The 25,861-nt window shown below is 75.7% G+C and carries 27 protein-coding genes and 2 riboswitches; of the genes, 12 read left to right on the forward strand and 15 right to left on the reverse strand.

Annotated features, from left to right (window positions below; translation table 11 throughout):
- The gene (locus tag GXP71_RS13210) at nucleotides 1–1,380 is read left to right on the forward strand and encodes a 3-oxoacyl-ACP reductase (RefSeq protein WP_162353014.1); all 1,380 of its coding nucleotides are present in this window, start codon (nucleotides 1–3) and stop codon (nucleotides 1,378–1,380) included.
- Nucleotides 1,377–2,258 (forward strand): MaoC/PaaZ C-terminal domain-containing protein, encoded by an 882-nt coding sequence (locus GXP71_RS13215; RefSeq protein WP_162353015.1) that lies wholly within the window; start codon nucleotides 1,377–1,379, stop codon nucleotides 2,256–2,258. Before GXP71_RS13210 ends, GXP71_RS13215 begins: the two co-directional genes overlap by 4 nt.
- Nucleotides 2,259–2,306: 48 nt before the next feature.
- Here GXP71_RS13215 and GXP71_RS13220 read toward each other — a convergent pair whose 3' ends face one another.
- The 6 genes from GXP71_RS13220 to GXP71_RS13245 all read right to left on the reverse strand — a co-directional run bounded on the left by GXP71_RS13220 (nucleotide 2,307) and on the right by GXP71_RS13245 (nucleotide 7,680).
- Nucleotides 2,307–2,582 (reverse strand): hypothetical protein, encoded by a 276-nt coding sequence (locus GXP71_RS13220; RefSeq protein WP_124342333.1) that lies wholly within the window; start codon nucleotides 2,580–2,582, stop codon nucleotides 2,307–2,309.
- A gap of 201 nt (nucleotides 2,583–2,783) precedes the next feature.
- A complete protein-coding gene (locus GXP71_RS13225; protein WP_238402412.1) occupies nucleotides 2,784–3,704 on the reverse strand; it encodes a nuclease-related domain-containing protein in 921 nt (306 codons plus the stop codon).
- 44 nt (nucleotides 3,705–3,748) lie between these two features.
- Nucleotides 3,749–4,396: a pyridoxal 5'-phosphate synthase gene (locus GXP71_RS13230; RefSeq protein ID WP_162353016.1), complete on the reverse strand. Its 648-nt coding sequence runs from the start codon at nucleotides 4,394–4,396 to the stop codon at nucleotides 3,749–3,751.
- A 52-nt stretch (nucleotides 4,397–4,448) separates the two neighbouring features.
- Nucleotides 4,449–5,297, reverse strand: a complete 849-nt coding sequence (locus GXP71_RS13235) for a hypothetical protein (RefSeq protein WP_162353017.1) — start codon at nucleotides 5,295–5,297, stop codon at nucleotides 4,449–4,451.
- A gap of 40 nt (nucleotides 5,298–5,337) precedes the next feature.
- On the reverse strand, nucleotides 5,338–7,023 hold the full coding sequence (locus GXP71_RS13240; protein WP_162353018.1) for a bifunctional lysylphosphatidylglycerol flippase/synthetase MprF: 1,686 nt from the start codon (nucleotides 7,021–7,023) through the stop codon (nucleotides 5,338–5,340).
- 69 nt (nucleotides 7,024–7,092) lie between these two features.
- Nucleotides 7,093–7,680 (reverse strand): GNAT family N-acetyltransferase, encoded by a 588-nt coding sequence (locus GXP71_RS13245; RefSeq protein ID WP_162353019.1) that lies wholly within the window; start codon nucleotides 7,678–7,680, stop codon nucleotides 7,093–7,095.
- Nucleotides 7,681–7,716: 36 nt separating this feature from the next.
- Here GXP71_RS13245 and GXP71_RS13250 point away from each other — a divergent pair, with 36 nt between their 5' ends.
- Complete coding sequence (locus tag GXP71_RS13250; protein ID WP_162353020.1) at nucleotides 7,717–8,307, forward strand: pentapeptide repeat-containing protein; 591 nt, start codon at nucleotides 7,717–7,719, stop codon at nucleotides 8,305–8,307.
- A gap of 91 nt (nucleotides 8,308–8,398) precedes the next feature.
- Here GXP71_RS13250 and GXP71_RS13255 read toward each other — a convergent pair whose 3' ends face one another.
- Nucleotides 8,399–9,814 (reverse strand): aminotransferase class V-fold PLP-dependent enzyme, encoded by a 1,416-nt coding sequence (locus GXP71_RS13255; RefSeq protein WP_162353021.1) that lies wholly within the window; start codon nucleotides 9,812–9,814, stop codon nucleotides 8,399–8,401.
- Between the two features lie 41 nt (nucleotides 9,815–9,855).
- Nucleotides 9,856–9,970: riboswitch (SAM riboswitch) on the reverse strand.
- A 120-nt stretch (nucleotides 9,971–10,090) separates the two neighbouring features.
- A riboswitch (SAM riboswitch) is annotated at nucleotides 10,091–10,185 on the forward strand.
- Between the two features lie 6 nt (nucleotides 10,186–10,191).
- Here GXP71_RS13255 and GXP71_RS13260 point away from each other — a divergent pair.
- Both GXP71_RS13260 and GXP71_RS13265 read left to right on the forward strand, forming a co-directional pair.
- A complete protein-coding gene (locus tag GXP71_RS13260; protein ID WP_162353022.1) occupies nucleotides 10,192–10,605 on the forward strand; it encodes a rhodanese-like domain-containing protein in 414 nt (137 codons plus the stop codon).
- 23 nt (nucleotides 10,606–10,628) lie between these two features.
- Complete coding sequence (locus GXP71_RS13265; RefSeq protein WP_370521015.1) at nucleotides 10,629–11,873, forward strand: O-succinylhomoserine sulfhydrylase; 1,245 nt, start codon at nucleotides 10,629–10,631, stop codon at nucleotides 11,871–11,873.
- 32 nt (nucleotides 11,874–11,905) lie between these two features.
- On the opposite strand, the gene GXP71_RS13270 is transcribed toward GXP71_RS13265, so the two are convergent.
- Together GXP71_RS13270 and GXP71_RS13275 are read right to left on the reverse strand one after the other, a co-directional pair.
- On the reverse strand, nucleotides 11,906–12,304 hold the full coding sequence (locus tag GXP71_RS13270) for a PIN domain-containing protein (RefSeq protein WP_162353024.1): 399 nt from the start codon (nucleotides 12,302–12,304) through the stop codon (nucleotides 11,906–11,908).
- Nucleotides 12,289–12,543 carry a type II toxin-antitoxin system Phd/YefM family antitoxin gene (locus GXP71_RS13275; protein WP_124342324.1) on the reverse strand — a complete coding sequence of 85 codons (255 nt, stop codon included), beginning with the start codon at nucleotides 12,541–12,543 and terminating at the stop codon, nucleotides 12,289–12,291. The genes GXP71_RS13270 and GXP71_RS13275 overlap by 16 nt, the downstream gene beginning before the upstream one ends.
- 105 nt (nucleotides 12,544–12,648) lie before the next feature.
- Here GXP71_RS13275 and GXP71_RS13280 point away from each other — a divergent pair, with 105 nt between their 5' ends.
- The gene (locus tag GXP71_RS13280) at nucleotides 12,649–13,104 is read left to right on the forward strand and encodes a hypothetical protein (RefSeq protein ID WP_124342323.1); all 456 of its coding nucleotides are present in this window, start codon (nucleotides 12,649–12,651) and stop codon (nucleotides 13,102–13,104) included.
- Nucleotides 13,105–13,137: 33 nt separating this feature from the next.
- Here GXP71_RS13280 and GXP71_RS13285 read toward each other — a convergent pair whose 3' ends face one another.
- The 3 genes from GXP71_RS13285 to GXP71_RS13295 form a co-directional block, all read right to left on the reverse strand.
- Nucleotides 13,138–13,479: an ankyrin repeat domain-containing protein gene (locus GXP71_RS13285; RefSeq protein ID WP_200829668.1), complete on the reverse strand. Its 342-nt coding sequence runs from the start codon at nucleotides 13,477–13,479 to the stop codon at nucleotides 13,138–13,140.
- A gap of 64 nt (nucleotides 13,480–13,543) precedes the next feature.
- A complete protein-coding gene (locus tag GXP71_RS13290; RefSeq protein WP_162353025.1) occupies nucleotides 13,544–15,190 on the reverse strand; it encodes an ABC-F family ATP-binding cassette domain-containing protein in 1,647 nt (548 codons plus the stop codon).
- 38 nt (nucleotides 15,191–15,228) lie between these two features.
- Nucleotides 15,229–16,092 (reverse strand): TetR/AcrR family transcriptional regulator, encoded by an 864-nt coding sequence (locus GXP71_RS13295; RefSeq protein ID WP_162353026.1) that lies wholly within the window; start codon nucleotides 16,090–16,092, stop codon nucleotides 15,229–15,231.
- Between the two features lie 93 nt (nucleotides 16,093–16,185).
- Between GXP71_RS13295 and GXP71_RS13300 the strand changes: the two genes are divergently transcribed.
- From GXP71_RS13300 to GXP71_RS13325, 6 genes are all read left to right on the forward strand, one after another.
- Nucleotides 16,186–17,259 (forward strand): ATP-binding cassette domain-containing protein, encoded by a 1,074-nt coding sequence (locus GXP71_RS13300; RefSeq protein ID WP_238402413.1) that lies wholly within the window; start codon nucleotides 16,186–16,188, stop codon nucleotides 17,257–17,259.
- Entirely contained in the window at nucleotides 17,256–18,086 is an 831-nt protein-coding gene (locus GXP71_RS13305) for an ABC transporter permease (RefSeq protein ID WP_162353027.1), read from the forward strand. The genes GXP71_RS13300 and GXP71_RS13305 overlap by 4 nt, the downstream gene beginning before the upstream one ends.
- A gap of 147 nt (nucleotides 18,087–18,233) precedes the next feature.
- Nucleotides 18,234–19,196 (forward strand): NAD(P)-dependent oxidoreductase, encoded by a 963-nt coding sequence (locus tag GXP71_RS13310; protein WP_162353028.1) that lies wholly within the window; start codon nucleotides 18,234–18,236, stop codon nucleotides 19,194–19,196.
- Nucleotides 19,189–20,484, forward strand: coding sequence for a glycosyltransferase family 2 protein (locus GXP71_RS13315; RefSeq protein WP_162353029.1), 1,296 nt, complete (start codon nucleotides 19,189–19,191; stop codon nucleotides 20,482–20,484). The genes GXP71_RS13310 and GXP71_RS13315 overlap by 8 nt, the downstream gene beginning before the upstream one ends.
- A complete protein-coding gene (locus tag GXP71_RS13320) occupies nucleotides 20,481–21,227 on the forward strand; it encodes a hypothetical protein (protein WP_162353030.1) in 747 nt (248 codons plus the stop codon). Before GXP71_RS13315 ends, GXP71_RS13320 begins: the two co-directional genes overlap by 4 nt.
- Nucleotides 21,224–22,489: a glycosyltransferase gene (locus GXP71_RS13325; RefSeq protein ID WP_162353031.1), complete on the forward strand. Its 1,266-nt coding sequence runs from the start codon at nucleotides 21,224–21,226 to the stop codon at nucleotides 22,487–22,489. The genes GXP71_RS13320 and GXP71_RS13325 overlap by 4 nt, the downstream gene beginning before the upstream one ends.
- Before the next feature lie 108 nt (nucleotides 22,490–22,597).
- Here GXP71_RS13325 and GXP71_RS13330 read toward each other — a convergent pair whose 3' ends face one another.
- The 3 genes from GXP71_RS13330 to GXP71_RS13340 form a co-directional block, all read right to left on the reverse strand.
- Nucleotides 22,598–23,881, reverse strand: coding sequence for a F390 synthetase-related protein (locus GXP71_RS13330; RefSeq protein ID WP_162353032.1), 1,284 nt, complete (start codon nucleotides 23,879–23,881; stop codon nucleotides 22,598–22,600).
- Between the two features lie 88 nt (nucleotides 23,882–23,969).
- Nucleotides 23,970–24,806: an MBL fold metallo-hydrolase gene (locus GXP71_RS13335; RefSeq protein WP_162353033.1), complete on the reverse strand. Its 837-nt coding sequence runs from the start codon at nucleotides 24,804–24,806 to the stop codon at nucleotides 23,970–23,972.
- 4 nt (nucleotides 24,807–24,810) lie between these two features.
- Entirely contained in the window at nucleotides 24,811–25,827 is a 1,017-nt protein-coding gene (locus GXP71_RS13340) for a 3-oxoacyl-[acyl-carrier-protein] synthase III C-terminal domain-containing protein (protein WP_162353034.1), read from the reverse strand.
- Nucleotides 25,828–25,861: the final 34 nt, after the last annotated feature.

The raw sequence follows: 25,861 nt of genomic DNA on the forward strand, positions 1-25,861 counted from the left end.
ATGACCGACACCTACCTCAACCTCGTCAACAGCGGCGTCACGAAGAAGATCGCGAAGCAGCTCGGCCTCCCCCAGCCGACGCCGCTGCGCCGCCACCGCCCCGGCGCCCCGCTCGTCGACGGACCCGTCCTCGTGCTCGGCCGCGACGGTGACGGCGACGCGCTCGCCGCGGTGCTGTCCGGGCCCGCGGGCGGCGCTCCCGGCGCGACGGTCCTCGACGGCTGGGACCTCGAGGTGCACCGGCACGCCCACCCCGACACCCGCTACGCGGCCGTCGTCCTCGTCCTCACGGGCGTGACCCACCCCGACCAGCTCGCCGAGCCCGTGCTCGCGGCGGCCGGCACCCTCAAGGGGCTCGCGCGCGGCGGTCGGGTCGTCACCGTCTCGCGCGAGGCGGGCGTCGACGACGCCCCCGCCCTCGCGGCGGCCCGGCAGGGCGTCGACGGGCTGCTGCGGTCGCTCGCCAAGGAGCTGCGCGGCGGCGCGACCGGCAACGGCGTCGTGCTGCGCGAGGGCGTGCCCGTGACCGCGCCCTCGGTGCTCGGTGCGCTGCGGTTCTTCCTGTCCGCCCGGTCCGCGTTCGTCGACGGGCAGCTGCTGACGGTCGCCTCCGACGCGGGCGCGCTGCCGGCGTCGTGGGAGACGCCGCTCGACGGGCGCGTCGCGGTCGTGACCGGTGCCGCGCGCGGCATCGGCAAGGCGATCGCGCAGACGCTGGCCCGGGACGGCGCGACCGTCGTCGCGGTCGACGTCCCCGCTGCGGGCGAGCAGCTCGCGGCCGTCGCCAACGAGATCCACGGCACTGCGCTCCAGCTCGACGTCACCGCCGACGACGCGGGCGCGCGCATCCTCGCGCACGCCCTCCAGCGGCACGGGCGGCTCGACGTCGTCGTGCACAACGCCGGGATCACGCGCGACAAGCTGCTCGCCAACATGACCCCCGACAAGTGGGAGTCCGTGCTGGGCGTGAACATCGCGAGCCAGCTGCGGATCAACGAGGCGCTGCTCACGTCGGGCGACTTCACCGACGCGCCGCGGATCGTGTCGCTCGCGTCGACGTCGGGCATCGCGGGCAACCGCGGGCAGACCAACTACGCGGCGTCGAAGGGTGGCGTCATCGGCATGGTCCGCGCGACCGCACCGCTGCTCGTCCCCTTCGGCGGCACCGCCAACGCGGTGGCGCCCGGCTTCATCGAGACCGAGATGACCGCGCGCATCCCCGCCGTCACGCGGCAGGTCGCCCGACGGCTCAACTCGCTCCAGCAGGGCGGGCTCCCCGTCGACGTCGCCGAGGCCGTCGCGTTCCTCGCGTCGCCCGCGGCCGGCGGGGTCGTCGGCGAGACGCTGCGCGTCTGCGGGCAGAACCTGGTGGGCCGGTGACGACGGTCGTCCTGCCCGCCGTCCCCTCCCTCGGCGGGCTCTACGCGCGCGGCGCGGCGGCGACCGGCCGACTGGCCGTGGCACGTCGCGTCGGCCGCGCGCCGACCGACCTGCCCGACGTGGTGCACGAGGTGCGCGGCGTGCGCGCCGACGCCGACCACATGACGGAGTACCAGCACCTCGTCGGGGAGTCCGCGTCCGACCGGCTGCCCGCCGGGTTCGTGCACGTCCTCGCGTTCCCCGTCGCGTTCGCCGTCATGGTGCGGCCCGACTTCCCGCTGCCGCTGCTCGGGCTCGTGCACGTCGCGAACCGGGTCACGCAGCACGCGCCCGTCGGACTCGGTGATGCGCTCGACGTCCGCGCCTGGGCCGAAGGGCTGCGGCCGCACCGGGCCGGCACGACCGTCGACCTCGTCGCGGAGGTCCGCGTCGGCGACGCGCTCGTCTGGCGGGGTGTCTCGACGTACCTCGCGAAGGGCGTGCGGCTCGCGGGCCGACCGACCGACGAGGGGGCGCGGTCCGACTTCGTCGCGCCGCAGCCGACCGGGCGCTGGAGGCTCGCCGCCGACACCGGCCGCCGCTACGCGGCCGTGTCCGGCGACCACAACCCGATCCACCTGTCCGCGGTTTCGGCCAAGGCCCTCGGGTTCCCGCGGGCCATCGCGCACGGCATGTACACCGCGGCCCGCGCGCTGGCCGACGTCGGCGCGTCGCGCGGCGACGCGTTCACGTGGTCCGTCGAGTTCGCGAAGCCCGCGCTGCTGCCCGGGACGGTCACCGTCCGCGTCGCACCCGACGGTGACCGCTCCACCACGTTCGCCGGCTGGGACGCCCGCACCGGCAAGCCGTACCTCACGGGCACGGTCGTCCCGCTCTGACCTCGTCCGCTGCGCGGCCGGGCGGCCCGTGAGGCGTCGCCCGGTCCGTCAGTGGTCGACGTCCTCGCCGAGGTCCGAGCGCAGCGGCGTCGACTCGTCGAGGATCCGCTCCAGCCGGCGCGCGCACCGCAGCCGGACCAGGCCGACGAACGCGAGCGTCATCGCGACCGTCACGACCGCGCCCTTCCCCGTGACCGACGGGACGCGCGCGAGCGCCATCACCGCCGGCAGGCACATGACCAGCGCGGCGTAGCCGACCATCCAGTGCCGGTCACGACGCAGGGACAGCTCACCTCGCAGGCTCAGGTGCGGTTCGCGGTTCATGCCTGATCCATCGGCGGCCAGGACCGTGGCTGTGAGTGCTCTCGCGGGTGAGTCGCCCGGGCGGCCGACGCCGGTCGCTCAGGGGCGACGCGGTCGATGTCCCGACCCCTCGCGGTGGTGGAGCACCCGCAGCGTCGCGTCGATGTCGAAGGCCCCGCACGAGCAGTGGCGGCCGATCGGCGGCGAAGCAGTCGCGGGCGGCTAGGCGACCGGGAACGCCGCGGCGAGACCGCGGTGCAGGCGGTCGATCTGCTCGTCGGTCAGGGGACCGTCACGGTTGAGCAGCTGGGCGAGCTTCTTGGGCCAGAGGACGTCGACGTCGTCGAGCGCGAACGCCCCGCCGATGAGCGGCCAGTCGGCGTCGACGAAGCACAGCTGACCCCGCACCCGCACGTCGGGCTGGACCTCCGCGAGCGCCGTGCGGACCAGGTCGACCTGCTTCTGCACGCCGGTGAGGAGCTTGGTGCAGTCCCGGCCGCCGACGGTCAGCGTCGCGGTGCGCGGACGGAGGATGCCGCCCTGCACGCGCAGGTCCGGCCGACCTTTGTACCGCTTGGCGTCGATCACGTACACGCCCGTCGGCGCCACCGCGATGTGGTCGATGTTCGCGCGCGTCCGCGGGATCCGGCGGTCGTGCAGCACGCGCACGCGCTCGTTCGCCCACGTGTCGAGGCTCCGCGCGACGACCCGCTCGCCCGCCGCGCCGGAGCTCCACGCGCGCGTGCTCTGCGGGTCGTCGGACAGCGCCAGGATCAGCCCGCCGAGACGCGGGTGCGCCGCACGCACGCGCTGCTCCCGCTGGGCGGCACGCCGCTCGAACTCGCGTGCGGCCGAGGCGCCGGCACGCCCGATCTCCACGACCGCCGCGGTCGCGTCGGCCGCCGGGGATGCGCCGACCGGTGGTGCGTCGGCCGTTGGGACCGGGTCGAGCACCGGCGTCGCGTCGGCGTTCGGGGATGCGTCGACCGAGTGGTCGCGACACTCGATGCAGCGGACGGACTTCGTCGACCGCTCGTAGACCGCGACAGTGCCCGCGTCCAGGCGGCAACCGCACAGCCGGCAGTCACCGGCGTAGCGCAGCCGCATCGTCTTGTCGCCGGTCCCGCTCGCCTGCGTGCTCACACGGCTCCATCGGCACGTCCCGGCCGGCGGATGACCTGTCGGCCTCACGGCTGGAGGCGGGTGGACTCCCACGTCGTGCCGGTGCGGACGTACTGGAGGCGGCGGTGGAGGCGGTCGGGGCTGCCGTACCAGAGCTCGACGGCGTCGGGGACGAAGCGGTAGGCGACCCAGTCGGCCGGCCGCTCGACGGGTCCGTCCGCGGCCGCGAGCCGCGCGGCATCGGCGCGCAGGCCGGGCTCCGAGGTCAGCGGGCGGCTCTGCCGGGAAGCGGCTGTCGCGGCCTGCGCGTCGCGCGTCCGCCGGGCGAACAGGGCGTCGGCGACGTCGTCGGGCAGGACCTCGACCGACCCGGTGACGTTGACCTGCTGGAGCGTCTCGCGCCAGTACACGGTGAGGGCGGCGCGCGGTCGGGCGGCGAGGTGCCGGCCCTTGCGGCTCGTCGTCGAGCTGCCGAAGACCAGGCCGTGCTCGTCGACGGTCTTGAGCAGGACGGTGCGGGTCCGCGGGTCGCCGTGCTCGTCGACCGTGGCCAGGGTGGCGGCGAACGGCTCGCGCAGGCCTCGCTCGCGCGCGGCGTCGAACCACGCGCGCACCAGGGGCATCGGCTCGTGAGGCGGGTCGTCGAACTCCGGGAGGACGAGCGTCGTGTCGCCCGACAGCGTCGCGTCGCGGGGCTCCTGCGCTTGGTTCATGCGCTCACCCAAGCACAGGGCGACGAGGCCCGGCTCGCGGTGGCGCGGGCGTCTACCCGGACCGCGCAGGCGTGCGGACGGCGTCGTCGCCTGGTGCGTCGCCCGACTCGGCGGCCGCGTTGGCGGGGCTCGTCGCGAGCGCCACGCACCCGGCGAGCGCGACGGCGAGCGCGGCCGCGGCGGGGACGGCCCACCCGTCGCGCACGAAGTCGCCGAGGACCGTCAGGCCGACGACGCCGGGGACCACGACCTCGATGACCGAGACGATCGCGGCGGCCGTCCCGACGGACCCACGCTCGAGCGCGCGGAGGTACGCGAGGGCGCCCGCGACGCCGCCGACGACGATCGGGATCGCGAGCGGCTGCAGGACGGTGTCGAGCAGGTCGCCGTCGGCGTGCGCGGCGCGCGCCCCGATCGCGGCGATCGAGTAGCCGAGGCCGCCCAGGACGGCGAGCAGCACGGGAGGTCCGGACCGGTAGACCGCGAGGGTGGCGACCGCGACGACGCCTGCGGCGGCGATCGTCAGGCCGACGAACCCGTCGGGCGGGTGGACCGCGGGCTGCTCACCCCCGGCGGCGGCGACCACGACGAGCGCGGCGACGACCGCGACGACGGCGGCGACGTCGAGCCGGCGCATCGTCGCGTGCAGGACGACCCGCGCGAGCAGCACGACGACCACGAGGGACGCCGCGATCACGGCCTGCACGACGAACAGCGGCAGGTGGTCGAGCGCCGCCAGGGAGAGCAGCCAGGCAAGGCCGTCGAGGACGAACGCCGCGACGACGAGCGGCTGCAGGACGGCGCCGAGCCCGCGCGCCCGGCGAGCGCCGACCGCCTGCATGATCGTGCTGACGCCGTAGCCGACCGACGACGCGATCGCGGCGAGCAGGGACCCGATCACGCCCGCCGCCTCGCGCGCGGTCCGGACGCGCGCCCGCCGGTCACGTCGGCTGTCCCACGTTGCCGAGGAAGCGCCCGATCACCGGGATCTCGGTGACCCCCTCCGCACCGGCCATGACGACGGCCTGCGTCGCGACGTACTCGACCGAGTCGAGGATCGTGTAGCGCGGCACCCAGCCCGGGTCGAACTTCTCGTTGAACTGCCCGAGCGTCGCCATCTGCGTGCCCTGCGAGAGCCGCTGCAGGACCGGTCGCGTGAGCTGGTCGAGGCGCGAGCCGCCGCCCTCCTCGTTCTCGAGGACCTCGCGCAGCACCGCGAAGTTGAGCCCCAGGCCGGTGTGGCCGCGCGCCTTGAGCTCACCGATGGTGTGCACGATGTTCGTGTCGATCAGCCCGTTGGGCAGGCCGTCGACGTCGAGGCGGCGGCGCATGACGTCGAGGGACCAGCCGCCGATCGCGGGCGCGGGCACCCACTGGCAGAACGCGTCGACACGCCCCGCGGGCGTCTGCGTCACCGACATGAGCAGCCCGGTGTCCGCCGGGTCGAACAGTCGCGACAGGGTCATCGAGAAGCCGCGCTCGGTCTCGCCGCGACGCGACTCATCGCTCATCGCCTCGATCTGCGCGCGCAGGTGCGGCTCCATCGCCGCCGGGTCGTGGAACGTCGTCGTGTACCCCGCGCGCTCGACGCGTCCGACGGCCTGCCGCAGCGACTTGTGCGACCCGCCCGCGGTCGTGAACGTCGTGCAGTCGACGATCGCCTCGTCGCCCAGGTAGACGACGCGCAGACCCGCGGCCTCGTAGACGCCGAGCCAGTCCTGCCCCGCGCCGATCACGGCGACGGACCAGCCGTAGTCCTCGGTGTAGTCGAGGAACTCCGCCCACGTCTGCTCGCGCTCCTCGGGCGGCCCGATCGGGTCGGGCGACACGAGCGCGACACCGCCGCGCACCGAGTGCGCGACCACCGAGCGCCCGACGAAGAACCAGTCCTTGTCGTCGCGCAGCGCGAAGTAGTCGAGCGTGCCCGTGCCCCACCGCTGCACGATCGCGCGGGCGCGCTCGCGCTCGTCGGCGTGGTCCGCCGCGCTGAGCCGCCGCGGGCGTCGCGGCGACGTGAGCGTCCACAGCAGCGTCAGCAGGAACGCGAGCTCGAGCACGAACTCGACCGGGCTGAGGATGCGCGCGAGCCGCTCGATCTCGTCCGTGCCCGGGTCCCGTACCAGCACCCACACGACGAGCCCGACCGTCGTGACCACGACGAAGACCACCGCGAAGACCACGAGCAGCACCGCACGCCGCACGTCCCGCCGGTTCGGCAGGACCGGGAAGCACGCGCCCTGCGTCGCCAGCCACACGGTGCCGACGACGACGGCGGCCGCGGCGAGCACGTCCGGACCGCGCACGAGGTGCAGCACCGCCGACGCGACGAGCAGCCCGAGCGTGAGGATCCAGGACAGCCGGTGGCCGCGCCGCAGCCCGCGGGCGGTGAACAGCAGGACGATCGACACGGTGATGAGCGCCGGGCGGGCCGACGCCGCGCCGGCGTCGGGGACGATGTCGTCGAACAGCGCCAGGTCGCGCCAGACCCCGCGCAGCAGGCTCGAGACGAGCCCGACCACGGCCAGGACCCAGACGGCCCGCGACGCGAGCACGCGCACGTGGACACGACGCCGCTGCTCGTCGAGGGCGGATCGGTCGACTCGCGGGAGGAGCACGCTGCCCGGCATGCGCCCCAGTCTGCCGGGGGTGACCGTCGGCGCACCCCTCGCGCGGGGTGATCCGTCCGTCGTGCGGCGTCAGACGTCCGGCGTCGTCCCCGCCAGCCGCGCGAGCAGGCCGGCGCGGACCGCGGGCCACTCGTCGGGCAGGATCGAGAAGTACGCGGAGTCGCCGCGCGTGCCGTCGGGGGCGAGGCGGTGGCTGCGCAGCACCCCCTCGGGAACCGCGCCGAGCCGACGGATCGCGCCGACCGAGCGCGTGTTGCGGGTGTCGGCACGGAACGCGACGCGCTGCATGCCCCACGTCTCGAACGCGTGCGTGAGCATCAGCAGCTTGCAGGCCGGGTTGTTCGACGTCCCCCACCAGCGCGGCGCGTAGTAGGTGTGCCCGATCTCGACGCGCAGGACGTGGAGGTCCAGGTCGTAGAACGACGTGCTGCCCCGCACCTCGCCCGTCGCCGCGTCCAGCACGCCGAACGCGACCCGCCCGGGCGTCGCCCGCGCGCGGTCCACCTCAGCACGCCAGCCGTCGAGCCCGGCGGGCAGCGGGGACGACATGCCCGCCCACACCCGGTCGTCGACGAAAGCGGCGAGCGCCTCCGCGTGGGTGTCGTCGAGCGGGACGAGCCGAGCACCGTGGCCTTCGAGCGTGACGTCGTGGAGCACAGCGGAAGCCTCGCACGGTCTGGCAGGGTGGCGACCATGGTCTTCTTGGAGCGCGACGGCGACCTGGACGCCCTCGACCTGGTCGGCGAGGACCTCGACGGGCAGGACGGGTCCCACTCCCGGATCCTCGAGTGCACCTTCACGGACTGCTCGCTCGACGGTGCGCGCCTGGACGGCACGCGCGCGTCGGACACCGCCTGGACGCGCGTGCGGGCCGGGTCGCTGTCCGCGGTGTCGACGACCTGGCTCGACTGCCGGTGGGAGGGCGCGCGGCTCGGTGCGGTCGAGGCGCACGGGTCGGAGTGGACCCGCGTCGAGCTGCACGGGGGCAAGGTCGACTACCTCAACCTGCGCGACGCGACGCTCACCGACGTGCGGCTGGTCGGCGTCATGGTCGACGAGCTCGACCTGGCCCGGGTGAAGGCGCGCAAGGTCGTCCTCGACGACTGCCGTGTCCGGCGTCTCGACGTGTCCGGCGCGCGGCTCGAGGACGTCGACCTGCGCGGAGTCGTCGGGCTCGAGCGCATCGACGGCCTCGACGGGCTGCGCGGCGCGCGCATCACGCAGGACCAGCTGCTCGACCTCGCCCCGCTCGTCGCCGAGCACCTGGGCATCGTCGTCGGCTGATCACGCGCCCGTCCCCCGCGGGCCGGGCCCCCTCGGCGCGCGCGACCGACGCGGCCTGACGACGAGCGGGCGCCGAGCCGTCGCGGGCGAGTCAGTCGTCGAGGGCCGGACCGCAGGCGGCGGCCGCGGTGGCGGCGAGGGCGTCGAGGCCGTGCACCTGCACGAGCGGGCGGGTGTCGTCGACGACGGTCCAGCAGGCGTCGACGACGTCGTACCGGGCGGTCGGGCCGTCGGCGAGGTAGCGGCGCAGCGCGTCGACGAGGCGGTCGACGGCCTCGCTCGTCGTGCCGACGCCGACGGACGCGCGGATCGCGCCGCCGGACGCGCCGAGGTGCGCGAGCAGCGGGTGCGCGCAGAACCGGCCGTCGCGGACGCCGATGCCGTGCTCGGCGGACAGGTAGGCGGCGACGAGGCCCGGGTCGTGGCCGGGGACCGTGAACGTGAGGACGCCGACGGGGTCGGCGGAGTCGGGCCAGATGCGCGCGACCTCGACGCCGTCGATCGTGCCCAGGCCGTCGACCAGGCGGGCGCGGAGCGCCTCCTCGTGCGCGAGCAGCGCGCCGGCGGGCAGGGCGGCGAGCCGGTCGCACGCCTCCGCGAGCGCGATCGCGCCGATGACGTTGGGCGACCCGGCCTCGTGCCGCGCGGGGGCGGGCTGCCAGACGGTCCGGTCGGCGCGCACGTCGCGCACGGCGCCGCCACCGGCCAGGTAGGGCGTGCCGGTGTCGAGCCAGTCGCGGCGACCGACGAGCGCGCCCGCGCCGAAGGGCGCGTACGTCTTGTGGCCGGAGAACGCGACGTAGTCGGCGCCGGTGCGGGCGAGCGAGAAGCCGCGGTGCGGGACGAGCTGCGCGCCGTCGACCGCCACGCGCGTGCCCTCGGCGTGCGCGAGCGCGACGACCTCCTCGATCGGCAGGGACTCGCCGGTCACGTTGGACGCGCCCGTGATCGTGAGCAGCGCGTACGGCTGGGTCGCGAGCTCGGCGCGCAGGGCGTCGAGGGTCTCGGCGACCGTCCGCGCGATCGGCAGGATCGTCGTGGTGTTGCCGTGCCGCTGCGACGACTGCACCCACGGCAGCAGGTTGGCGTGGTGCTCGACGTCGAGGACGAGGACCTTGCCACCGGCGGGGACGACACCCGCGAGCAGGTTGAGCGAGTCGGTCGTGTTGCGGGTGATGATCGCGACGTCGTCGGGGCGCGCGTCGACGAACCGCGCGATGCTCTGCCGGGACGACTCGTAGAGGGCCGTCGACACCTGCGACAGGTACCCCGCGCCGCGGTGCACGGACGCGTACAGCGGCAGGACCTCGGTGACGCGCGCGGCGACGGACTCGAGCGCGGGGGCGCTCGCGGCGTAGTCGAGGTTGGCGTAGACCCGCTGGGTGCCGTCGACGAGCGGGACGGTGGTGTCGCCACCGACGACGGGGAGGAGCGCAGCGACGGGCTCGCGGGTCGACACCGGGGCGCCGACCTCGGCACAGGACGTGGTCTCGGCGATGACGGACATGGTGCTCCTCACGGGTCCGTGGGACCCGGCACCGACGGCCAGCCCCGCGCTTGCCGTCCGCCGGTCGGCGGTCGGCCTGGTCGTCACCCGGGGCACCCCACCGCGGAGGAGGGTTGCCGGCCAGCGAGCCGGGGCTTCGCGCTGGCGCTCATGACCTGACGACGAGGGTTCCGCCGGGCGCCGGGGTGTGTCAACGGGAGGCCTCCGGCGTCTCGGATGGCGGGACGGCTTGTCCACTCCTTGGCGCGGCGGCCGTCGGCGCGCGTAGCATCGCCGCAACCATCCAGAGCGGCCGAGAGATCTGGCTCGACGACGCCGCAGCAACCCCCCGGTCCGCCGGGCGAGGGTGCTACCGCCAGGACCGATGGAGGATCGCGATGCCGTACGCCGGTGACCTGACCCCGCAGCAGGCGTGGGACCTGCTCACGAACGACGAGCGCGCGCTGCTCGTCGACGTGCGCACCGACGCCGAGTGGCGTCTGATCGGCGTCCCTGACGCCACCGGGATCGGCGGCCGTGCCGCGCTCGTCGAGTGGACGACCCCGCAGGGCCTCAACCCGCGATTCGTCGACGAGCTCGCCGAGGCCGGCCTGACGCCCGGCGACGAGCGGCCCGTCGTCTTCCTGTGCCGCTCCGGGGTCCGCTCGGTCGCCGCCGCGCAAGCCGCGACCGCCGCCGGGTTCGGCCCGGCCTACAACGTGCTGCGAGGGTTCGAGGGCGACGTCGGCCCCGACGGTCAGCGCGGGCACGTCGGGTGGCGTGCCGAGGGTCTGCCGTGGACGACGCTGTGACCGCCGACCGCGTGCCGGGCCGCGTGCCCGGTCCCGGCGACTGGGACGACCGCTCCGTCGACCGCTCGACGCTGCGGCCCGACACGCTCGCCGTCCGCGGCGGGCTCGTGCGGTCCGAGTTCCAGGAGATGTCCGAGGGCCTCTTCCTCACCCAGGGGTACGTGTACGACTCCGCCGCGCAGGCCGAGTCCGCGTTCGCGGGCGACGTCGACCGGTTCCTCTACTCCCGCTACTCCAACCCGACGGTGTCGACGTTCGAGGAGCGCCTGCGCCTGCTCGACGGCGCCGAGGCCGCCTACGCGACCGCGACCGGCATGTCCGCCGTCTTCACCGCCCTGGCCGCGCTCGTGCAGCAGGGCTCGCGCATCGTGTCCGCCCGCGCGCTCTTCGGGTCGAGCGTCGTGATCTTCGACGAGATCCTCGCGAAGTGGGGCGTGCGCACCGACTACGTCGACGGGCACGTCCTGTCGCAGTGGGAGGAGGCGCTCTCGACGCCCGCCGACGTCGTGTTCTTCGAGACGCCGTCCAACCCCATGCAGGACCTCGTCGACATCGCCGCCGTGTCCCGGCTCGCGCACGCCGCCGGTGCGACCGTCGTCGTCGACAACGTCTTCGCGACGCCCGTCCTGTCCCGGCCGCTCGACCTCGGCGCCGACGTCGTCGTCTACTCCGCGACCAAGCACATCGACGGCCAGGGCCGCGTGCTCGGCGGCGCGATCCTCGGCTCGACCGAGTACGTCCGCGGGCCCGTCCAGACCCTCATCCGCAACACCGGCCCGTCGCTGTCCCCGTTCAACGCGTGGGTGCTGCTCAAGGGCCTCGAGACGATGTCGCTGCGCGTGCGCCACCAGGCCGCGTCCGCCCTGACGCTCTCCGGCTGGCTCGAGCAGCACCCCGCGATCGCGTCCGTCCGCTACCCGTTCCTGCCGTCGCACCCGCAGCACGACCTCGCGCGCGCGCAGCAGACCGGCGGCGGCACGGTCGTCACGCTCAACCTGCGCGTCCCCGAGGGCGCGACGCCCGACGTCGCGAAGAAGACGACGTTCGCGTTCCTCGACGCGCTGCGGATCATCGACCTGTCGAACAACCTCGGCGACACCAAGTCGATCGTCACGCACCCCGCCACGACGACGCACCGCAAGCTCGGACCCGAGGGCCGCGCCGCCGTCGGGATCGCCGAGTCGACCGTCCGCCTGTCCGTCGGGCTCGAGGACGTCGAGGACCTCCGCGACGACCTCACCCAGGCCCTGGACGTCGCGGCCGGCTGAGCGCGGCTCCGAGCGGGGCGACGGCGCGACCGTCAGAGACTGACGAACTCCACACCCGGCAGGTCGGCGAACCGGGCGCGCGCGTCCCGGGACGCGAGGACCCGGCCGGTGTGCGCGGCGTGGGCCGCGATGATCAGGTCGTGCGCGCCGCGGCGGACGCCGGTGCGGCGCACGTGCGCGAGCAGGCGCGCGTGCTGCGTCGCCGTGTGCTCGGTGTAGTCGAGCACGGTGACGTTCTCCAGCACCGCGTCGAGGACGCGCGCGCGGTCGGCCGCTCGGGCCGCGGTGTCGGCGAGCTCGATGCCGGTGCGGAACTCGGCCACGGTCACCGCCGCGATCGCGAGGTCGTCCTCGTCGAGGACGGTCGTGTCGAACGCGCGGCGCTCGTAGGCGATGAGGGTCGTGGTGTCGAGGATCAGTCGCCGACCCACGGGTCCGTCTCGCTGGTCAGCAGTGCGGTCGCCTCCGCGATGTCGGCCTCGAACGCGTCGTCGAGCCGGGGCACCCTGTCGAGCGCCGCGCGCAGGCTCCGACCTGTGCCGGCGGGGACGGGAGCGATGCGCGCGATCGTCCGGTTGCCGCGCGTCACCATGACCGTCTCCCCCCGCTCGACGGCGTCGAGGAGGTCGGAGAAGCCCCGTGAGGCTTCGGTCGCGGTGAGGATGCGCACGCGCTCACGCTAGCATCGAATCAGATTCTCTGATCGATCCGGACGTCGCAGCCCGACGTCCGACCGCCGTTCAAGCACGCCCCCTGGACTGCCGATGACCTGCGCATGCGCACTCCGCGGCCGGTGTTCATCGTCTCGCTCGCCGTCGTCGCCGTCGGCGCGGTTGTGGCCGTGACCGTACCCGGGGTCCTGCGGGCCGTCGACGGGCACCTCCGGGCGGAGGCCGTCGAGCGCGGGGCCGCGCTGCCCATGCCCGACGGCGCCGTCGAGCAGACCGGGTGCCACGTCGACGACCTCGTCGCGTGCTGGGGCGTCGACCGGGCCGTCGCCGACGTCGCCGCCGACCTCGCCGCCGGGCTCGGCGCCACCGACGGCGGCACGCTCGAGCAGGACTGCTCGGCGACCCTCGTGGCGCCCGACCTCGAGTCCGACGCGTGCCACGTGTTCCTGCGCCTCGAACGAGGCCACGGGGTGTTCGCGTTCGTCGACCCGACGGTCGACCTCGACGAGGATGGCGCCTCCGTCGTGACGGGCGCCTCGGTGTCGCTCAGCGCCTGGTGACGAGCCGGGTCGCGCATCGGGGAGGTCGAGCCGTCAGAGCTCGGGGGTGCGGTGTCCGCCCTCGTCGACGCGCACGAACGCCTCCATGACCGCGACGGCGAGCCAGTGCCCGCGGAGCCGTGCCGTGTGCAGCGCCGAACCGGCTCCGCCGGGAGCGGGTGAGGCGAGCGGGTCCGCGCCGCGCGCGAGGAGGTAGGCCGTCAGGTCCACGTGGAGCGGCTCGCCGGTCTGGGTGTGCGCGTCGATCTCGACGTCGACCGCGTGCTGGAGCAGGGTCAGGCCGCCGTGGACCTCCTCGACGTCCGCGCCCTCGTCCAGGAGCGTCCGCAGGCGCGGGAGGTCCTCGTGCTCGACGGCGTCGTGCGCAGGTGTCATGGCGGACATCCCACCAGGTCCGCGTGCGCCGTGGAGCGTCCTCGGCAAGGCGCGCTCGGCCCGGTCAGTCCGGTGCGACCTCGGTGACGCGGCCGTCCTCGACGTGCCAGCGACGCGTCAGGCGGACGGTCTCGAGCATGCGGCGGTCGTGCGTGACCAGCAGGACCGTGCCGTCGAACGACTCCATGGCCTGCTCGAGCTGCTCGATCGCGGGCAGGTCGAGGTGGTTGGTCGGCTCGTCGAGCACGAGCAGGTTGACCCCGCGGGCCTGGAGGAGCGCGAGCGCGGCGCGCGTGCGCTCGCCGGGGGACAACGAGTCGGCCGGGCGGCCGACCTGGTGTCCCGCGAGGCCGAACTTGGCGAGCAGCGTCCGCACGTCGGCGGTCGTCCAGTCGGGGACCTCGCGCGCGAACGCGTCGCCGACGGGCGCGTCGCCCTCGAACGCGGCGCGCGCCTGGTCGACCTCGCCGACGAGGACGCCCGGGCCGAGCGCCGCGCTCCCCTCGTCGGGCGCGACCCGGCCCAGGAGCAGGGCGAGGAGCGTCGACTTCCCCGAGCCGTTGGGCCCGGTCACCGCCACGCGGTCCTGCCAGTCGAGCTGCACGTCGACCGGTCCGAGCGTGAAGTCGCCGCGTCGCACGACCGCTGCCCGGGCCGTCGCCACGACCGCGCCCGACCGGGGTGCCGCGGCGATGCTCATGCGGAGCTGCCACTCCTTGCGCGGCTCCTCGACGACCTCCAGGCGCTCGATCATCCGGTCCGTCTGGCGCGCCTTCGCGGCCTGCTTCTCCGACGTCTCGCCGCGGTGGTGCTTGACGTTCTTGTCGTTGTCGGTGGCCTTGCGGCGGGCGTTGCGCACGCCCTTCTCCATCCACGCGCGCTGCGTGCGGGCCCGCGCCTGGAGCGCGTCGCGCCGGGTCGCGTAGTCCTCGAAGGCCTCTCTCGCCTGGCGGCGGGCGGTCGACCGCTCGTCGAGGTACGCGTCGTAGGAGCCGCCGTAGGTCGCGACGCGCTGGAGGCTGCGGTCGATCTCGACGACCCGCGTCACGGTCCGCGCGAGGAACTCGCGGTCGTGGCTCACGACGACGACGGGTGCCTGCACGCGGTCGACGAACTCCTCGAGCCGGTGCAGGCCGTCGGTGTCGAGGTCGTTGGTCGGCTCGTCGAGCAGGTACAGGTCGAACCGCGACAGCAGCAGCGCCGCGAGGCCGACGCGCGCCGCCTGCCCGCCCGAGAGCGCGGTCATCGGCAGGTCCAGGTCGACGGTCAGTCCGAGGTCGTCCGCGACGACGCCGAGCCGCGCGTCGAGGTCCGCACCACCGAGCGACATCCACCGCTCGAGCGCCTCGGTGAACCGGTCGTCCGCGCCGGGCTCCTCGGCCGCGAGCGCGTGCGACGCGTCGTCCATCTCGGTCTGCGCGGCGGCGACGCCGGTGCGCCGCTCGAGGAACGTGCGGACCGTCTCGTCGTCCTTGCGCTCGACCTCCTGCACCAGGTAGCCGACCTGCGCGGTCGGCGGCGACAGGCTGACCGTCCCGGACTCCGGCGCGCGGCTGCCCGCGAGGATGCGCAGCAGCGTCGTCTTGCCTGCGCCGTTCGGCCCGACGAGCCCGACGACGTCCCCGGGCGCGACGACGAGGTCCAGGCCGGAGAACAGCTCGCGGTCGCCGAAGGCGGCGGACACCGCGCGGGCCTGCAGGGTCGCACTCATGCGCCCATCCTCCCCGACCTCGACGGCCCGGTCCGACGTCAGCGGGCGGCGTCGACGAGCACCGCGATGCCGTCGAGGAGCCGGGCGAGGCCGAACTCGAACGCGCGGTGCGGGTCGTACGCCGCCTGGTTCGCCTCGCCGGCGACCGGTCCGACGCGCGCCACGGTCGGGTAGGCGTCGGCGTCGAAGACCTGGTCGACGTAGGGGGCGGTCGCCTCCCACCACTGCTCCTCGCTGATGCCGGTCAGCTGCTCGGCCTGCGCACGGTCGAGCACGCCGCGTGCGGCCCCGCCGACGAACCCGTTCACGAGCGTGACGACCGCGTCCATCGTGACCTCGTCGAGGCCCGTGCCGTCGACCGCGCGGAGCTCGACCTCGTACTTCGCCATGACGTTCGGGCCGAGCGGCGGGCGGCCCATCGCCGCGACCTGGAGCAGCCAGGGGTGACGCGCGAAGACCGCCCAGTTCGCGCGGGCGACGGCCTCGAGGCGGTCGCGCCACGCGGGCGCCTCGACGGCTGCCGGGTCGGCGCGACCCGGCGCGGGAGCCGGTGCCGGTGCGACGGCGGGTGCGACGGCGGGTGCGACGGCGGGTGCGGCGAGACCGCCGAGCGCGTCGACGACCTCGCCGAGCACCGCGTCGACCATGAGGTCGACCAGCTCGCCCTTGCCCGGGACCCACGTGTAGAGGGTCATGGCGCCCACGCCGAGCTCGGTCGCGACGCGGCGCATCGACAGTGCGCCGAGCCCCTCGGCGTCCGCGAGCGCCACGGCGGTCGCGACGACGCGGTCCACGGACAGCCCGGCGGCGGCACCGCGGCCGCGCGGGGCGGCGGGCTCGGCGGTGCGCCAGAGCAGGGCCATGCTGCGGGCCGGGTCGCCGGTCCCGGTGTGCTCGGTCATGACCTCATCCTCCCTGCCGGGAACAGGTGGGGACGTCCGCGCGTTCTTGTCGTACGCTGTACGATAAGCGCTCCCGCCCGAGGAGGACCACTCATGCCCACGTCCACCGGATCCCCGACCACCCGCGCGGCCGGTCCCGCCGCGACCGCTGAGCCCGTCATGCCCGCCGTCCGCGTGCGCGGGCTCACCCGCCGCTACGGCGGCACCACCGTGCTCGACGGGCTCGACCTCGACGTCGAGCACGGCACCGTCCACGCCCTGCTCGGGCCCAACGGCGCCGGCAAGACGACCACCGTCCGGATCGTCTCGACGCTGCTCGACCCGCACGGCGGCACCGCGCACGTCGCCGGGTACGACGTCGTCCGCGACGCCGCGCGGGCGCGCCGCCGGCTCGGCCTCGTCGGCCAGCACGCCGCCGTCGACGAGATCCTCGGCGGGCGCGACAACCTCGTGATGTTCGGCCGCCTCTCGCACCTCCCCACGCGCGACGCCCGGCGCCGCGCCGACGAGCTGCTCGACCGGTTCGACCTCGCCGACGCCGCCGACCGGCCCGTCGGCACCTACTCCGGCGGCATGCGCCGACGGCTCGACCTGGCCGCCGGGCTCGTGCTGGACCCCCAGGTGCTGCTGCTCGACGAGCCGACCACCGGCCTCGACCCGGGCGGCCGGCGCGAGGTGTGGCAGGCCGTGCGCGAGCTCGTCGCCGGCGGGACCGCGGTGCTGCTCACCACCCAGTACCTCGAGGAGGTCGACCAGCTCGCGTCGCAGGTGAGCGTGCTCGCGCACGGCAGGCTCGTCGCCCGCGGCACGCCCGACGAGCTCAAGGCGTCCATCGGTCAGGACCGGCTCGACGTCGTCGTCCGCTCCGAGGCCGACCTGCCGGCCGCGCGGGCGGCGCTCGACGCCGTCGGCACCGACGTCGAGACGGACGTCGCCACCCGACGGGTCACCGCCACGGTCGTCGACCGGGTCGCGGCGCTCACGCGCGTCGTCCGCACGCTCGACGACGCACGCGTCCCCGTCGACGACGTCGCCCTGCGACGGCCGACCCTCGACGAGGCGTTCCTGCACCTCACCGGCGTTCCCGCCGACGCCCCGGCCGGGACGTCCGCCCGGTCCGCCTCCGACTCCCCCGCCGCCGCGACCGCCGAGGAGGCCTCCCGATGACCGTGACCACCACCCGAGCGCGCACCGCCCCACCCGTCCCGTCGGGCGGACCGTCGTGGGCGCTGCGCGACGCCTGGACCGTGACCCTGCGCGACCTCGGCCACTGGCGACGCCAGCCGTGGGACCTGCTGATCGGGCTCGCGTTCCCGCTGCTCCTGCTGCTCATGTTCGGGTACCTGCTCGGCGGCGCGATCGACGTCCCCGGCGGCTACATCGAGTTCCTGTTCCCCGGCATGCTGGCCGTCACGATGGCCTTCGGCCTCGAGTCGACCATGACCGCCGTCGCGACCGACGTGCAGCGCGGCGTGACCGACCGGTTCCGGTCCCTGCCGATGTCCCGGGGCGCGGTGCTGCTCGGCCGCGCGATCGCCGACATGCTCTCGTCGGTCGTCGGGCTGCTCGTCCTGCTCCTCGGCGGGCTGGCCGTCGGGTGGCGGTGGCACGAAGGGCTCGGGAACGCGCTCGTCGCGCTCGGCCTGCTGCTCCTGCTGCGGTTCGCGTTCTTGTGGCTCGGCATCTGGCTCGGGCTGCTGTTCCGCGGGCAGGGCGGCGTCACGGCCGTGCAGATCCTCGTCTGGCCGTTCGCGTTCCTGTCGAACGCGTTCGTCCCGATCTCGACGATGCCCGGGTGGCTCGAGGCGCTGTCGGCGTGGAACCCGATCACCGCGACGATCGCTGCGACGCGCGACCTGTTCGGCAACCCCACGGTCGCGAGCACCGGCTGGGCCTCGGAGCACGCGCTGCTGCTCGCGGTCGTCTGGCCCGTCGTGCTGGTCGCCGTGTTCGGCGTGCTCTCCGTGCGCCGGTGGACGCGCCTCGGCCGCTGACGGGCCGGTCGTGACCGGGTGGTGCGTCGTGCGTGCGCGGCGCACCACCCGGTGGTCGTGACTCCGGATCCGCCGCCGACGCTCCCGCGGGGACACGCCTGTGGAGGACCGGACTGCCGACGTCGTGACCGCCGTATCCTCCACGGCATGCGTCTCCTGCTCACCGGTTCCAACGGCTTCCTGGGGACGCGGATCGTCGCCGACGCGCACGCGCGCGGCTGGGACGTCGTCGGGCTCGGGCGGTCGGCCACCGCGACCAACGACGTCGACACCTACGTCCGGCACGACCTGTCCCGCCCGCTGCCCGACGACGCCGTCCCCGGGCCCGTCGACGCGGTCGTGCACTGCGCCGCGCTCGCGTCCCCCTGGGCACCCCCGCGCGCGTTCGTCGCGGCGAACGTCGACGCGACCCGCCACGTCGCGCGGTGGGCCGCCGACCACGGTGCGCCACCGCTCGTGCACGTCTCGTCGTCGTCCGTGCTCTACCGCGACGAGGACCAGCACGACCTCACCGAGGACAGCCCCGTCCCGCCCGACGACGAGCTGCTCAACGCGTACGCGCGCACCAAGCGGATCTCCGAGCGCGTCGTCGCCGGCTACCCCGGCCCGCACGTCGTCGTGCGACCGCGCGCCGTGTTCGGCGTCGGCGACACCGTCCTCCTGCCCCGGATCCTGCGGCTCGCCCAGGGCGGGCTGCTGCCCGTGCTCGAGCGTCGCGACGGGCCGCCCGTGCGCACCGACCTCACCGACGTCCACACCGCCGCGCACTACGTGAACGAGGCCGTGGAGCGCGGCGCCACCGGGCTCTACCACCTGACGAACGCCGAGCCCGTCGACCTGTACCCGTTCCTGCTCGGCATCCTCGCGCGGCTCGGCGCCCGGCCGCGGACCGTCCACGTCCCGCCGTCGGTCGTCCGTGGGCTCGCGGGCGCCGGGGAGCAGGTGTCGGCCACGCTGCTCGGCTGGCGCGAGCCACCGATCACGCGGTTCGGGGTGTCCGTGCTCTCGCGGTCCAAGACGTTCGACATGACGCGGACGCTGCGCGACCTCGGCGCCCCCGCGGTGTCGCTCGACGAGAGCGTCGACCGGCTCGTGCGCGCGCATGGGTGAGGCCGCGCTCGTCGTCGCGGCCCTCCTCCTGGTGATCACCGCCGTCCGGGGCAGCCTCGCCGCCGTCGCGATCGTCGCGCCCGCCCGTGCCGCATCCCCGCAGGACCTCGCCGACGTCACCGTCCTCGTCGCCGTCCGCTCCGGCGACCCGCTGCTGCCCGACGTCCTCGCGTCCTCCGTCCGGACCCTCGCGCCCGCACGGGTCCTGCTCCTGGTCGACGACGACGACACGGCCGGACGGGCCGCCGCGACCGCCGCCGCGCGGGCCACTGGCGCGACGGCTGCCGTCCTGGTCGACGCCGCCGCCGCGACCGCTGCCACCTGGCGGCCCGCGGCCCGGGAGGTCGCCGACGAGGTCGGTGCCGTGCGAGGCGAGGGCACGCGACGCCCGCACGTCGAGGTCGTCGTGTGCCCGCCACCGGGACCCGGCGTCAACCCCAAGGTCCACAAGCTCGCGCTGGCCGACGTGCGGAGCCGCACGGTCGTCCTGCTGGACGACGACACCGCCCTCCCCGCCGGCGGACTCGCGCGGCTCGTCGGGGCGCTCGGCGCCGCCGACCTCGCGACCGGCGTCCCCGTCTACCGCGAGCAGGGCGGGCTCTGGTCCCGGCTGCTCGCCGCGTTCGTCAACGGCTCGGCGCTCGTGACCTACCTGCCGCTCGCGCAGGTCGGACCTCCCGTCAGCGTCAACGGCATGGTCGTGGCGCTCCGGCGCGACCGGCTCGAAGGCGTCGGCGGGTTCGCCGCGCTCGCGACCGCCACGTGCGACGACTACGCGCTCGCCCGGCTGTTCCGCGCGCACGGCCTACGGATCGTCCAGACCTCGCAGCCCGCGATCGTCGCGACGACCGTCCCGACCGCGGCCGCCTACCTGCGGACCGTGCGGCGCTGGCTCCTCTTCGCGGGCGAGGTCGTCCGGCGTGACCTCTCGGCGCGGCTCCTGCTGCTCGTCCTCGTCCCGACGGCCCTGCCGCTCGTCGCGGTCGTGCTGGCCGTCGCCTCCGGCTCCCTCGCCGCCGTCGGCGCCGGGGTCGCAGCCCTCGCCGTCCCCGCGCTCGTCACCCGCGCGCTGCGCCTGCGGGTGATGGCCGCCGTGCCACCTGACGCTGCCTCGGCCGACCACATGGCGTCGCCGATCCACACCACCTCGCCCGGGTGGCTGGGCGTGCTGCTCGAGCCGGTCGCCGCCGTGCTCGCGCCGCTCCAGGCCGTCGCGGCGCAGCTCGGTCCCCGCACGGTGACGTGGCGCGGCCGGCGCGTGCGCGTCGGGATCGGGACCGCGCCGTGAGGTGGCTCGACGCGCACGCGTCGGCCCACGCGCTGGCCGACGTCGTCGACGCCCGCGTCGCATGGCTCACGGGTCAGAGCTCGTGGACGCACTCCGCCCTCTCACCCGCCCAGGACGCGATGCTCGACGCCCTCGCCGTCGACGGCTGGACGCCCGTGCGCGTCGGCTTCCCGTGGACCGACCGTGCCGTCGCGCCCTACCGTGCCGCTCCGCTCGTCCTCGCGTCGGTCCGGAACGCCGCCCAGTGGTCCGCGGCCCGGCCGGGCACCGCGTTCACGCGCGAGACCGCCCGGCACCTGCAGCGGCTGCTCGACGGGACGCGTCGGGACCTCCTGCTCCTCTGCGGCAGCACGGGTGCGCGGATGGCGGCCGCCGCGGCGCCCCTGGTCGGCGTACCCGACGGGCTGCGCGTGCACGTCGTCGGCCTCGGGCCGGTCGGCGCCTTACCGCGGCCGGGCGGCGGGTGGACGGTGCACGCCGTCCGCGGCTCCGCCGACCTGCTCAGCCGGTGGGGCCACCGCGGCCCGGTCGACGTCACCGTGCCCGGCGGGCACCTCGCGGCGGCGACGTCACCCGCGGCGATCGCCGCGGTGACCAGACTCGTCGGTCCTCCACGCGGCAGCGGCCCCCAGGCCCCGCCCACCGCCGACATCGCGGTGGCCCGCCCCGTCGGCGAACCCGGTCGCGTCCGGCCGTCCGCGTTCGCCAGACGTGCCGACGCACGACCGCGGAGCACGTCGTGACCGCACGGCTGCTGCTCGTCGCCCCGCCGTTCGCCGGGCACCTCAACCCGCTGGTCACGCTCGGTCGCGGCCTGCGGGACCGCGGGTTCGACGTCCGCTTCGCGACGGGCGCGACGAAGACCGACCTGCTGCGGGAGCACGGGTTCGCCGCCGACGCGCTCCTGCCGGACGACCCGCACGTGTTCGACCGGATCGCCGACACGAACGGCCCGGTCCGGTCGAACCCCCTGCTGCTCACGCGCCAGCTCGCGGCGAACCTGCGGCTGCTCCCCCGCGCCCGCACCGAGATCGACGCCCTGGTCCGGCGCGATCGACCCGACGCCGTGCTCGCCGACTTCACGGCGCCGGTCGCGGGCATGGTCGCGCTCGACCACGGCCTGCCCTGGCTCACGACCATGCCGACCCCCTTCGCGCTCGAGACGCGCACGGGTACGCCGTCCTACTGCGGCGGCTGGGGGCCGGCGCGGCACGCCGGCCACCGCGTCCGGGACGCCGCGGGCCGGGCCGCGACCCGCGTGACCAAGCGGGCGATGCAGCGGGCCCTCGCACCCGCGTTCCGCGCCGCCGGCACGGGCGTCTACCGGGCCGACGGGTCGGAGGCCGCGTACTCGCCGACCCACGTCCTCGGGCTCGGGATGACCGAGCTCGAGCTCGACCGCGACTGGCCGGCGGCGTTCCGCATGGTCGGACCGGTCACCGGCACCCCGGAGCGGGGACCCGCGCCGCGGCTCCCCCACGGCCCGCGCGTGCTCGTCACGCTCGGCACGCACCTGCCGTGGGCCAAGGACCGGCTCGTCGAGGAAGCCCGGGCGCTGGCGCACGGCCTGCCCGGGCACGCGGTCGTCGTGAGCCTGGGCGACGCCGCCCGACTCTCCCCCGACCCGCTCGTCGTCGACGGGCGGGTGCACGTCTACGCCCACCTTCCCTACGACGACGTCCTCCCCGGGTGCGCGGCCGTCGTGCACCACGGCGGCGCGGGGATCACGTACAGCGCGGTCCGCGCCGGGGTCCCCGCGGTCGTGTGCCCGCAGGACTACGACCAGTTCGACTTCGCCGCGCGCATCGTCGCGGCCGGCGCGGGCGTGCGCGTGCGCCGCCTGGAGGGTCGCCGCGTCGCCGAGGCCGTGCGCTCGGTGCTCGCCTCCGACCGCTCGCGGCTGGACGCGCTCGCCACCGCGGCCACCACGTACGACCCCGTCGCCGGGGTCGCCGACGCGATCGACGACGCACTCGAGGGCCATCGGTCCCCGGACGGTGGCTGACGCCCGTCCCTCGCGACACGCCACGCTCGGCGGCCCGCGGAGGTCGAGGCGACGCTCCGAGCGCGCGCCCGAGAAGGCGGCCGGGTCTCGACCCGGGCGCCGGACTGGTCACCGCGGGCCCGCGAGGACGGCGGGGTCGCGCCGGACGCGCCGGCGTTTGACGAGCGGGTCCCGCGGCTCGACCTCGCCGGGCACGACCGACGGCACGGCCAGCCCGGCGTCGGCGAGCGCGCGCTCGAGCGAGCGTCGGGCGGCGTCGAAGGCGGTCGCGGGCTCGACGGCGAGCCGCAGCGCGTCGGCCGCCGTCTGGTCGACCCGGAAGTCGTCGACCTCGGGCACCGCGAGCACCGCGGCCCGCACGAAGTCGGGGTGGAACGACCCGAGGGCCGACCCCGCCCCGCCGCTCCGCCGCAGCCAGAGGACGTCGTCGGACCGGCCGACGATCTCGCGGACCGCGAGCATCGGGGAGCCGCACGGGCAGGGGTCCTCGTCGGGCACCAGCACGTCCCCGACCCGGCGCCGCAGCACGGCCTGGCTGCTGCGGAACAGGTCGGTCACGACCGGCACGAACCGACCGTCGCCGACGTCCTCCCGCTCGACGACGACGAGGTCCTCCGCGAGGTGCAGCCGGCCGTGAGCGCAGCTCGCCCCGAGGAACCCCTCGGCGGCCTGGTAGACCTGGTCGACCCGCACGCCGAGCCCGTCCTCGACGGCGGCCGCGTCGTGCGGGTCGAGCACCTCCGCGACCGACAGCACCCTCTGCGGTCGCAGCCCGAGTCCCGCACGGGCGACCGCGACCAGCACGGACGGCGGCGCGACGAGCACGGTCGGGTCGGCCGCGCGGATCTCGTCGAGCAGGCGGTCCTCGTCGAGCGCGAGGTCGACGAACCGGAAGCTCACGCGTCCGCCGTCGACGCTCTCGTAGAGCGGCCCGCCCGCGCGCAGGACGAGCGTGACGCGGGCCCCGGCGAGGAGACCGTCGGGGAGGGTGCGGGCCAGGACCTCGCCCGCCCACCGGTCGCGCTCGGCGGCGGACGTGAGGAACGCGGTCTGCCGGCCCGTCGTCCCGGAGGACAGGCCGACGGAGAGCCCGCGCAGGGTCGTGCCGAAGTCGCGACCCCGTTCGGCGGAACGGGCCGCCGCGAGGCACTCGTCGAGGCCGACGCCCCGCACGTTGAGGTTGGCGAACCGCGCGAGCACGTCCGTCTTGTCGACGACCGGCAGGTCGGCGAGCGCGCGCGGCGTCGTCCCCGCGTAGAACGCGTACCGGCGCGGGGCGAGCCGAAGCACCCGGCGCAGGTGCCGGTCCTGCCACGCCTCGAGCGCGGCCCGGTCGGCGAACGTCCGCCGCCGCGCCCGCGTGTAGTGCCACACGACCCGTGCCCGGCTCACGGCTGCCGCTCCGGGACGCGCCGGCCTGCGGACGTGTCCGCCGGCGCGCCACGAACAGGGTGCGGGGCACGGGCGGCGTGCGGCCGGCTCACGTCGTCAGCTCCGCGCGGGCCTCGGCGATCGCGGCCTCGTCGTGCGCGGGCAGCACGATCAGGTCGGGCCGCCGCTCCGCCAGGCGGTGCAGGACGTCGATGGTCCGCGTGTACCGAGGCCAGTCGGCGGACAGCAGCCGGACGACGGGCGCGGGCAGCTCGCGGTGCGTCACGGCGCGACGGTCCCAGGCGGCGTCGCCGATGAGCAGCACGTCGCGCGTGGCCGTCCGCACGAGGACGCCGAGGTGGCCGGTGGCGTGCCCGGGCAGCGGCACGACCACGACCGTCCCGTCACCGAGCAGGTCACGCGCGCCGCCCAGCGGCTCGAGGTCCGCGCCGTCCGCACGTGGGAGCGTCATCGGGTCGAGGAGGCGGTCGGCCAGGTCGTCGGGGAGCAGCACCGGGGCCAGTCCGCGGCGGAGACGGCCGAACCCCCGGACGCGCGCGATCTCGTCGACGGCCCGCCGCGCCACCACGACGCGTGCGGACGGGAAGTCGCGCAGCCCGCCGACGTGGTCGGCGTGCAGGTGCGTGACGACGACATGGGTCACCTCGGCGGCGTCGATCCCGCGCGCGGCGAGCTGCGCGACCGCCGACTCGTCCGGTCCGACGTGCACCGGCAGCAGCCCGCCGTAGACGCGGTCGATCCCGTGCGAGAGCGCCTCGACGACGCGCGGCGCGTACCCGGTGTCGACCAGCACGACGCCGCCGGCGTGCCGCACGACCCCGACCAGCGCGGGGAACCGGACCGGTGCGCGGCCGGCTCCGCGGCGCGCGACGCCCGCGCTGTGCGTGGTGTGCCCGGCCTCCAGCAGCGTCAGCTCGACGGTCATCTCGTCAGTACCGCAGCATCGTGGCCGACAGGGCAAGGCCCGCGCCGGTGCCGAGCAGCAGCGCCGTCCCGCCACGTCGCAGCCGGCCCGACGTCACGGCGTGGTGCAGGGCCGTGGGCACCGACGCGGACACCTGGTTGCCGTGGTCGGCGAGGATGTCGACGACCGCGTCCGGCTGCACCCCGACGCGTTCGCGCAGGTAGCGCAGGCCCACGGCGCTCGCCTGGTGGGGCACGACGACGTCCACCTCGGCGACGCCGAGCCCCGCTCGCCGCTCGAGCTCCCGGAGGAAGCCGGGCAGGTGCCGGGCGACCTGCCGCAGCAGCGCGGCGCCGTCCATGCGGAACAGGTAGGCCGACGGGTCGTCGGGCGGGGTCGTCACGTTGAAGCGCGTCCCACCCGCGTCGATCCGGCAGGCGGACCGGGCGTCCGGCCACACCCCCGACACGCTCGCGAGCACCGCGGACCCGTCCTCCGCCGCGGCCGGACCCACGACGACCGCGGCCGCACCGTCACCGAACAGTGCCGACCCCTCGACCTCGCGGTGGTCGAGCCCCTTCGACGCGATCTCGGTCGCCACGACCGCGACGCGCTCCCACCGTCCGACGGCGACGGCAGCCGACGCGAGGTCGAGCGCGGAGAGGAATCCGACGCACGAGGCGTTCACGTCGAGGGCCGCGACCCGCCCGCCCGGGACACCGAGGTGGGCCGCGGTGAGGACCGCGGTCGTCGGCATCGGCTGCTCGGGGGCGACGGCCGACACGACCACCGCGTCGAGGTCCCCGACGTCGAGCCCGGCTGCGTCGAGCGCCTGCCGCACCGCCGCCGCCGCCATCACCGACGACGTCTCCTCCGCCGACGCCCAGCGCCGCGAGCGCACCCCGGACCGCGCCTCCGACGTGCCCGCGTCGCGCCCGTGCGCGGTGTCCAGCTCGGACGAGAGGACGACGCGGGAGGGGCGGTGGGCACCTGTCCCCAGCACCCGGACGGGCAGGGACGGGACGGCGCTCTGGCGTGGCACGCGGGCCAGGATGCCACGCGACCCGGGCCCGGCC

Source organism: Cellulomonas sp. H30R-01 (assembly GCF_010119915.1).
Taxonomy (GTDB): domain Bacteria; phylum Actinomycetota; class Actinomycetes; order Actinomycetales; family Cellulomonadaceae; genus Cellulomonas; species Cellulomonas algicola.

Excerpts from the sequence above, each read along its gene's own strand:
- GXP71_RS13210 (WP_162353014.1), top strand. The coding sequence starts at position 1 with ATGACCGACACCTACCTCAACCTCGTCAACAGCGGCGTCACGAAGAAG.
- GXP71_RS13220 (WP_124342333.1), bottom strand. The coding sequence starts at position 2,582 with ATGAACCGCGAACCGCACCTGAGCCTGCGAGGTGAGCTGTCCCTGCGT.
- GXP71_RS13230 (WP_162353016.1), bottom strand. The coding sequence starts at position 4,396 with ATGAACCAAGCGCAGGAGCCCCGCGACGCGACGCTGTCGGGCGACACG.
- GXP71_RS13240 (WP_162353018.1), bottom strand. The coding sequence starts at position 7,023 with ATGCCGGGCAGCGTGCTCCTCCCGCGAGTCGACCGATCCGCCCTCGAC.
- GXP71_RS13250 (WP_162353020.1), top strand. The coding sequence starts at position 7,717 with ATGGTCTTCTTGGAGCGCGACGGCGACCTGGACGCCCTCGACCTGGTC.
- GXP71_RS13255 (WP_162353021.1), bottom strand. The coding sequence starts at position 9,814 with ATGTCCGTCATCGCCGAGACCACGTCCTGTGCCGAGGTCGGCGCCCCG.
- GXP71_RS13260 (WP_162353022.1), top strand. The coding sequence starts at position 10,192 with ATGCCGTACGCCGGTGACCTGACCCCGCAGCAGGCGTGGGACCTGCTC.
- GXP71_RS13280 (WP_124342323.1), top strand. The coding sequence starts at position 12,649 with ATGCGCACTCCGCGGCCGGTGTTCATCGTCTCGCTCGCCGTCGTCGCC.
- GXP71_RS13285 (WP_200829668.1), bottom strand. The coding sequence starts at position 13,479 with ATGACACCTGCGCACGACGCCGTCGAGCACGAGGACCTCCCGCGCCTG.
- GXP71_RS13290 (WP_162353025.1), bottom strand. The coding sequence starts at position 15,190 with ATGAGTGCGACCCTGCAGGCCCGCGCGGTGTCCGCCGCCTTCGGCGAC.
- GXP71_RS13295 (WP_162353026.1), bottom strand. The coding sequence starts at position 16,092 with ATGACCGAGCACACCGGGACCGGCGACCCGGCCCGCAGCATGGCCCTG.
- GXP71_RS13300 (WP_238402413.1), top strand. The coding sequence starts at position 16,186 with ATGCCCACGTCCACCGGATCCCCGACCACCCGCGCGGCCGGTCCCGCC.
- GXP71_RS13305 (WP_162353027.1), top strand. The coding sequence starts at position 17,256 with ATGACCGTGACCACCACCCGAGCGCGCACCGCCCCACCCGTCCCGTCG.
- GXP71_RS13310 (WP_162353028.1), top strand. The coding sequence starts at position 18,234 with ATGCGTCTCCTGCTCACCGGTTCCAACGGCTTCCTGGGGACGCGGATC.
- GXP71_RS13315 (WP_162353029.1), top strand. The coding sequence starts at position 19,189 with ATGGGTGAGGCCGCGCTCGTCGTCGCGGCCCTCCTCCTGGTGATCACC.
- GXP71_RS13335 (WP_162353033.1), bottom strand. The coding sequence starts at position 24,806 with ATGACCGTCGAGCTGACGCTGCTGGAGGCCGGGCACACCACGCACAGC.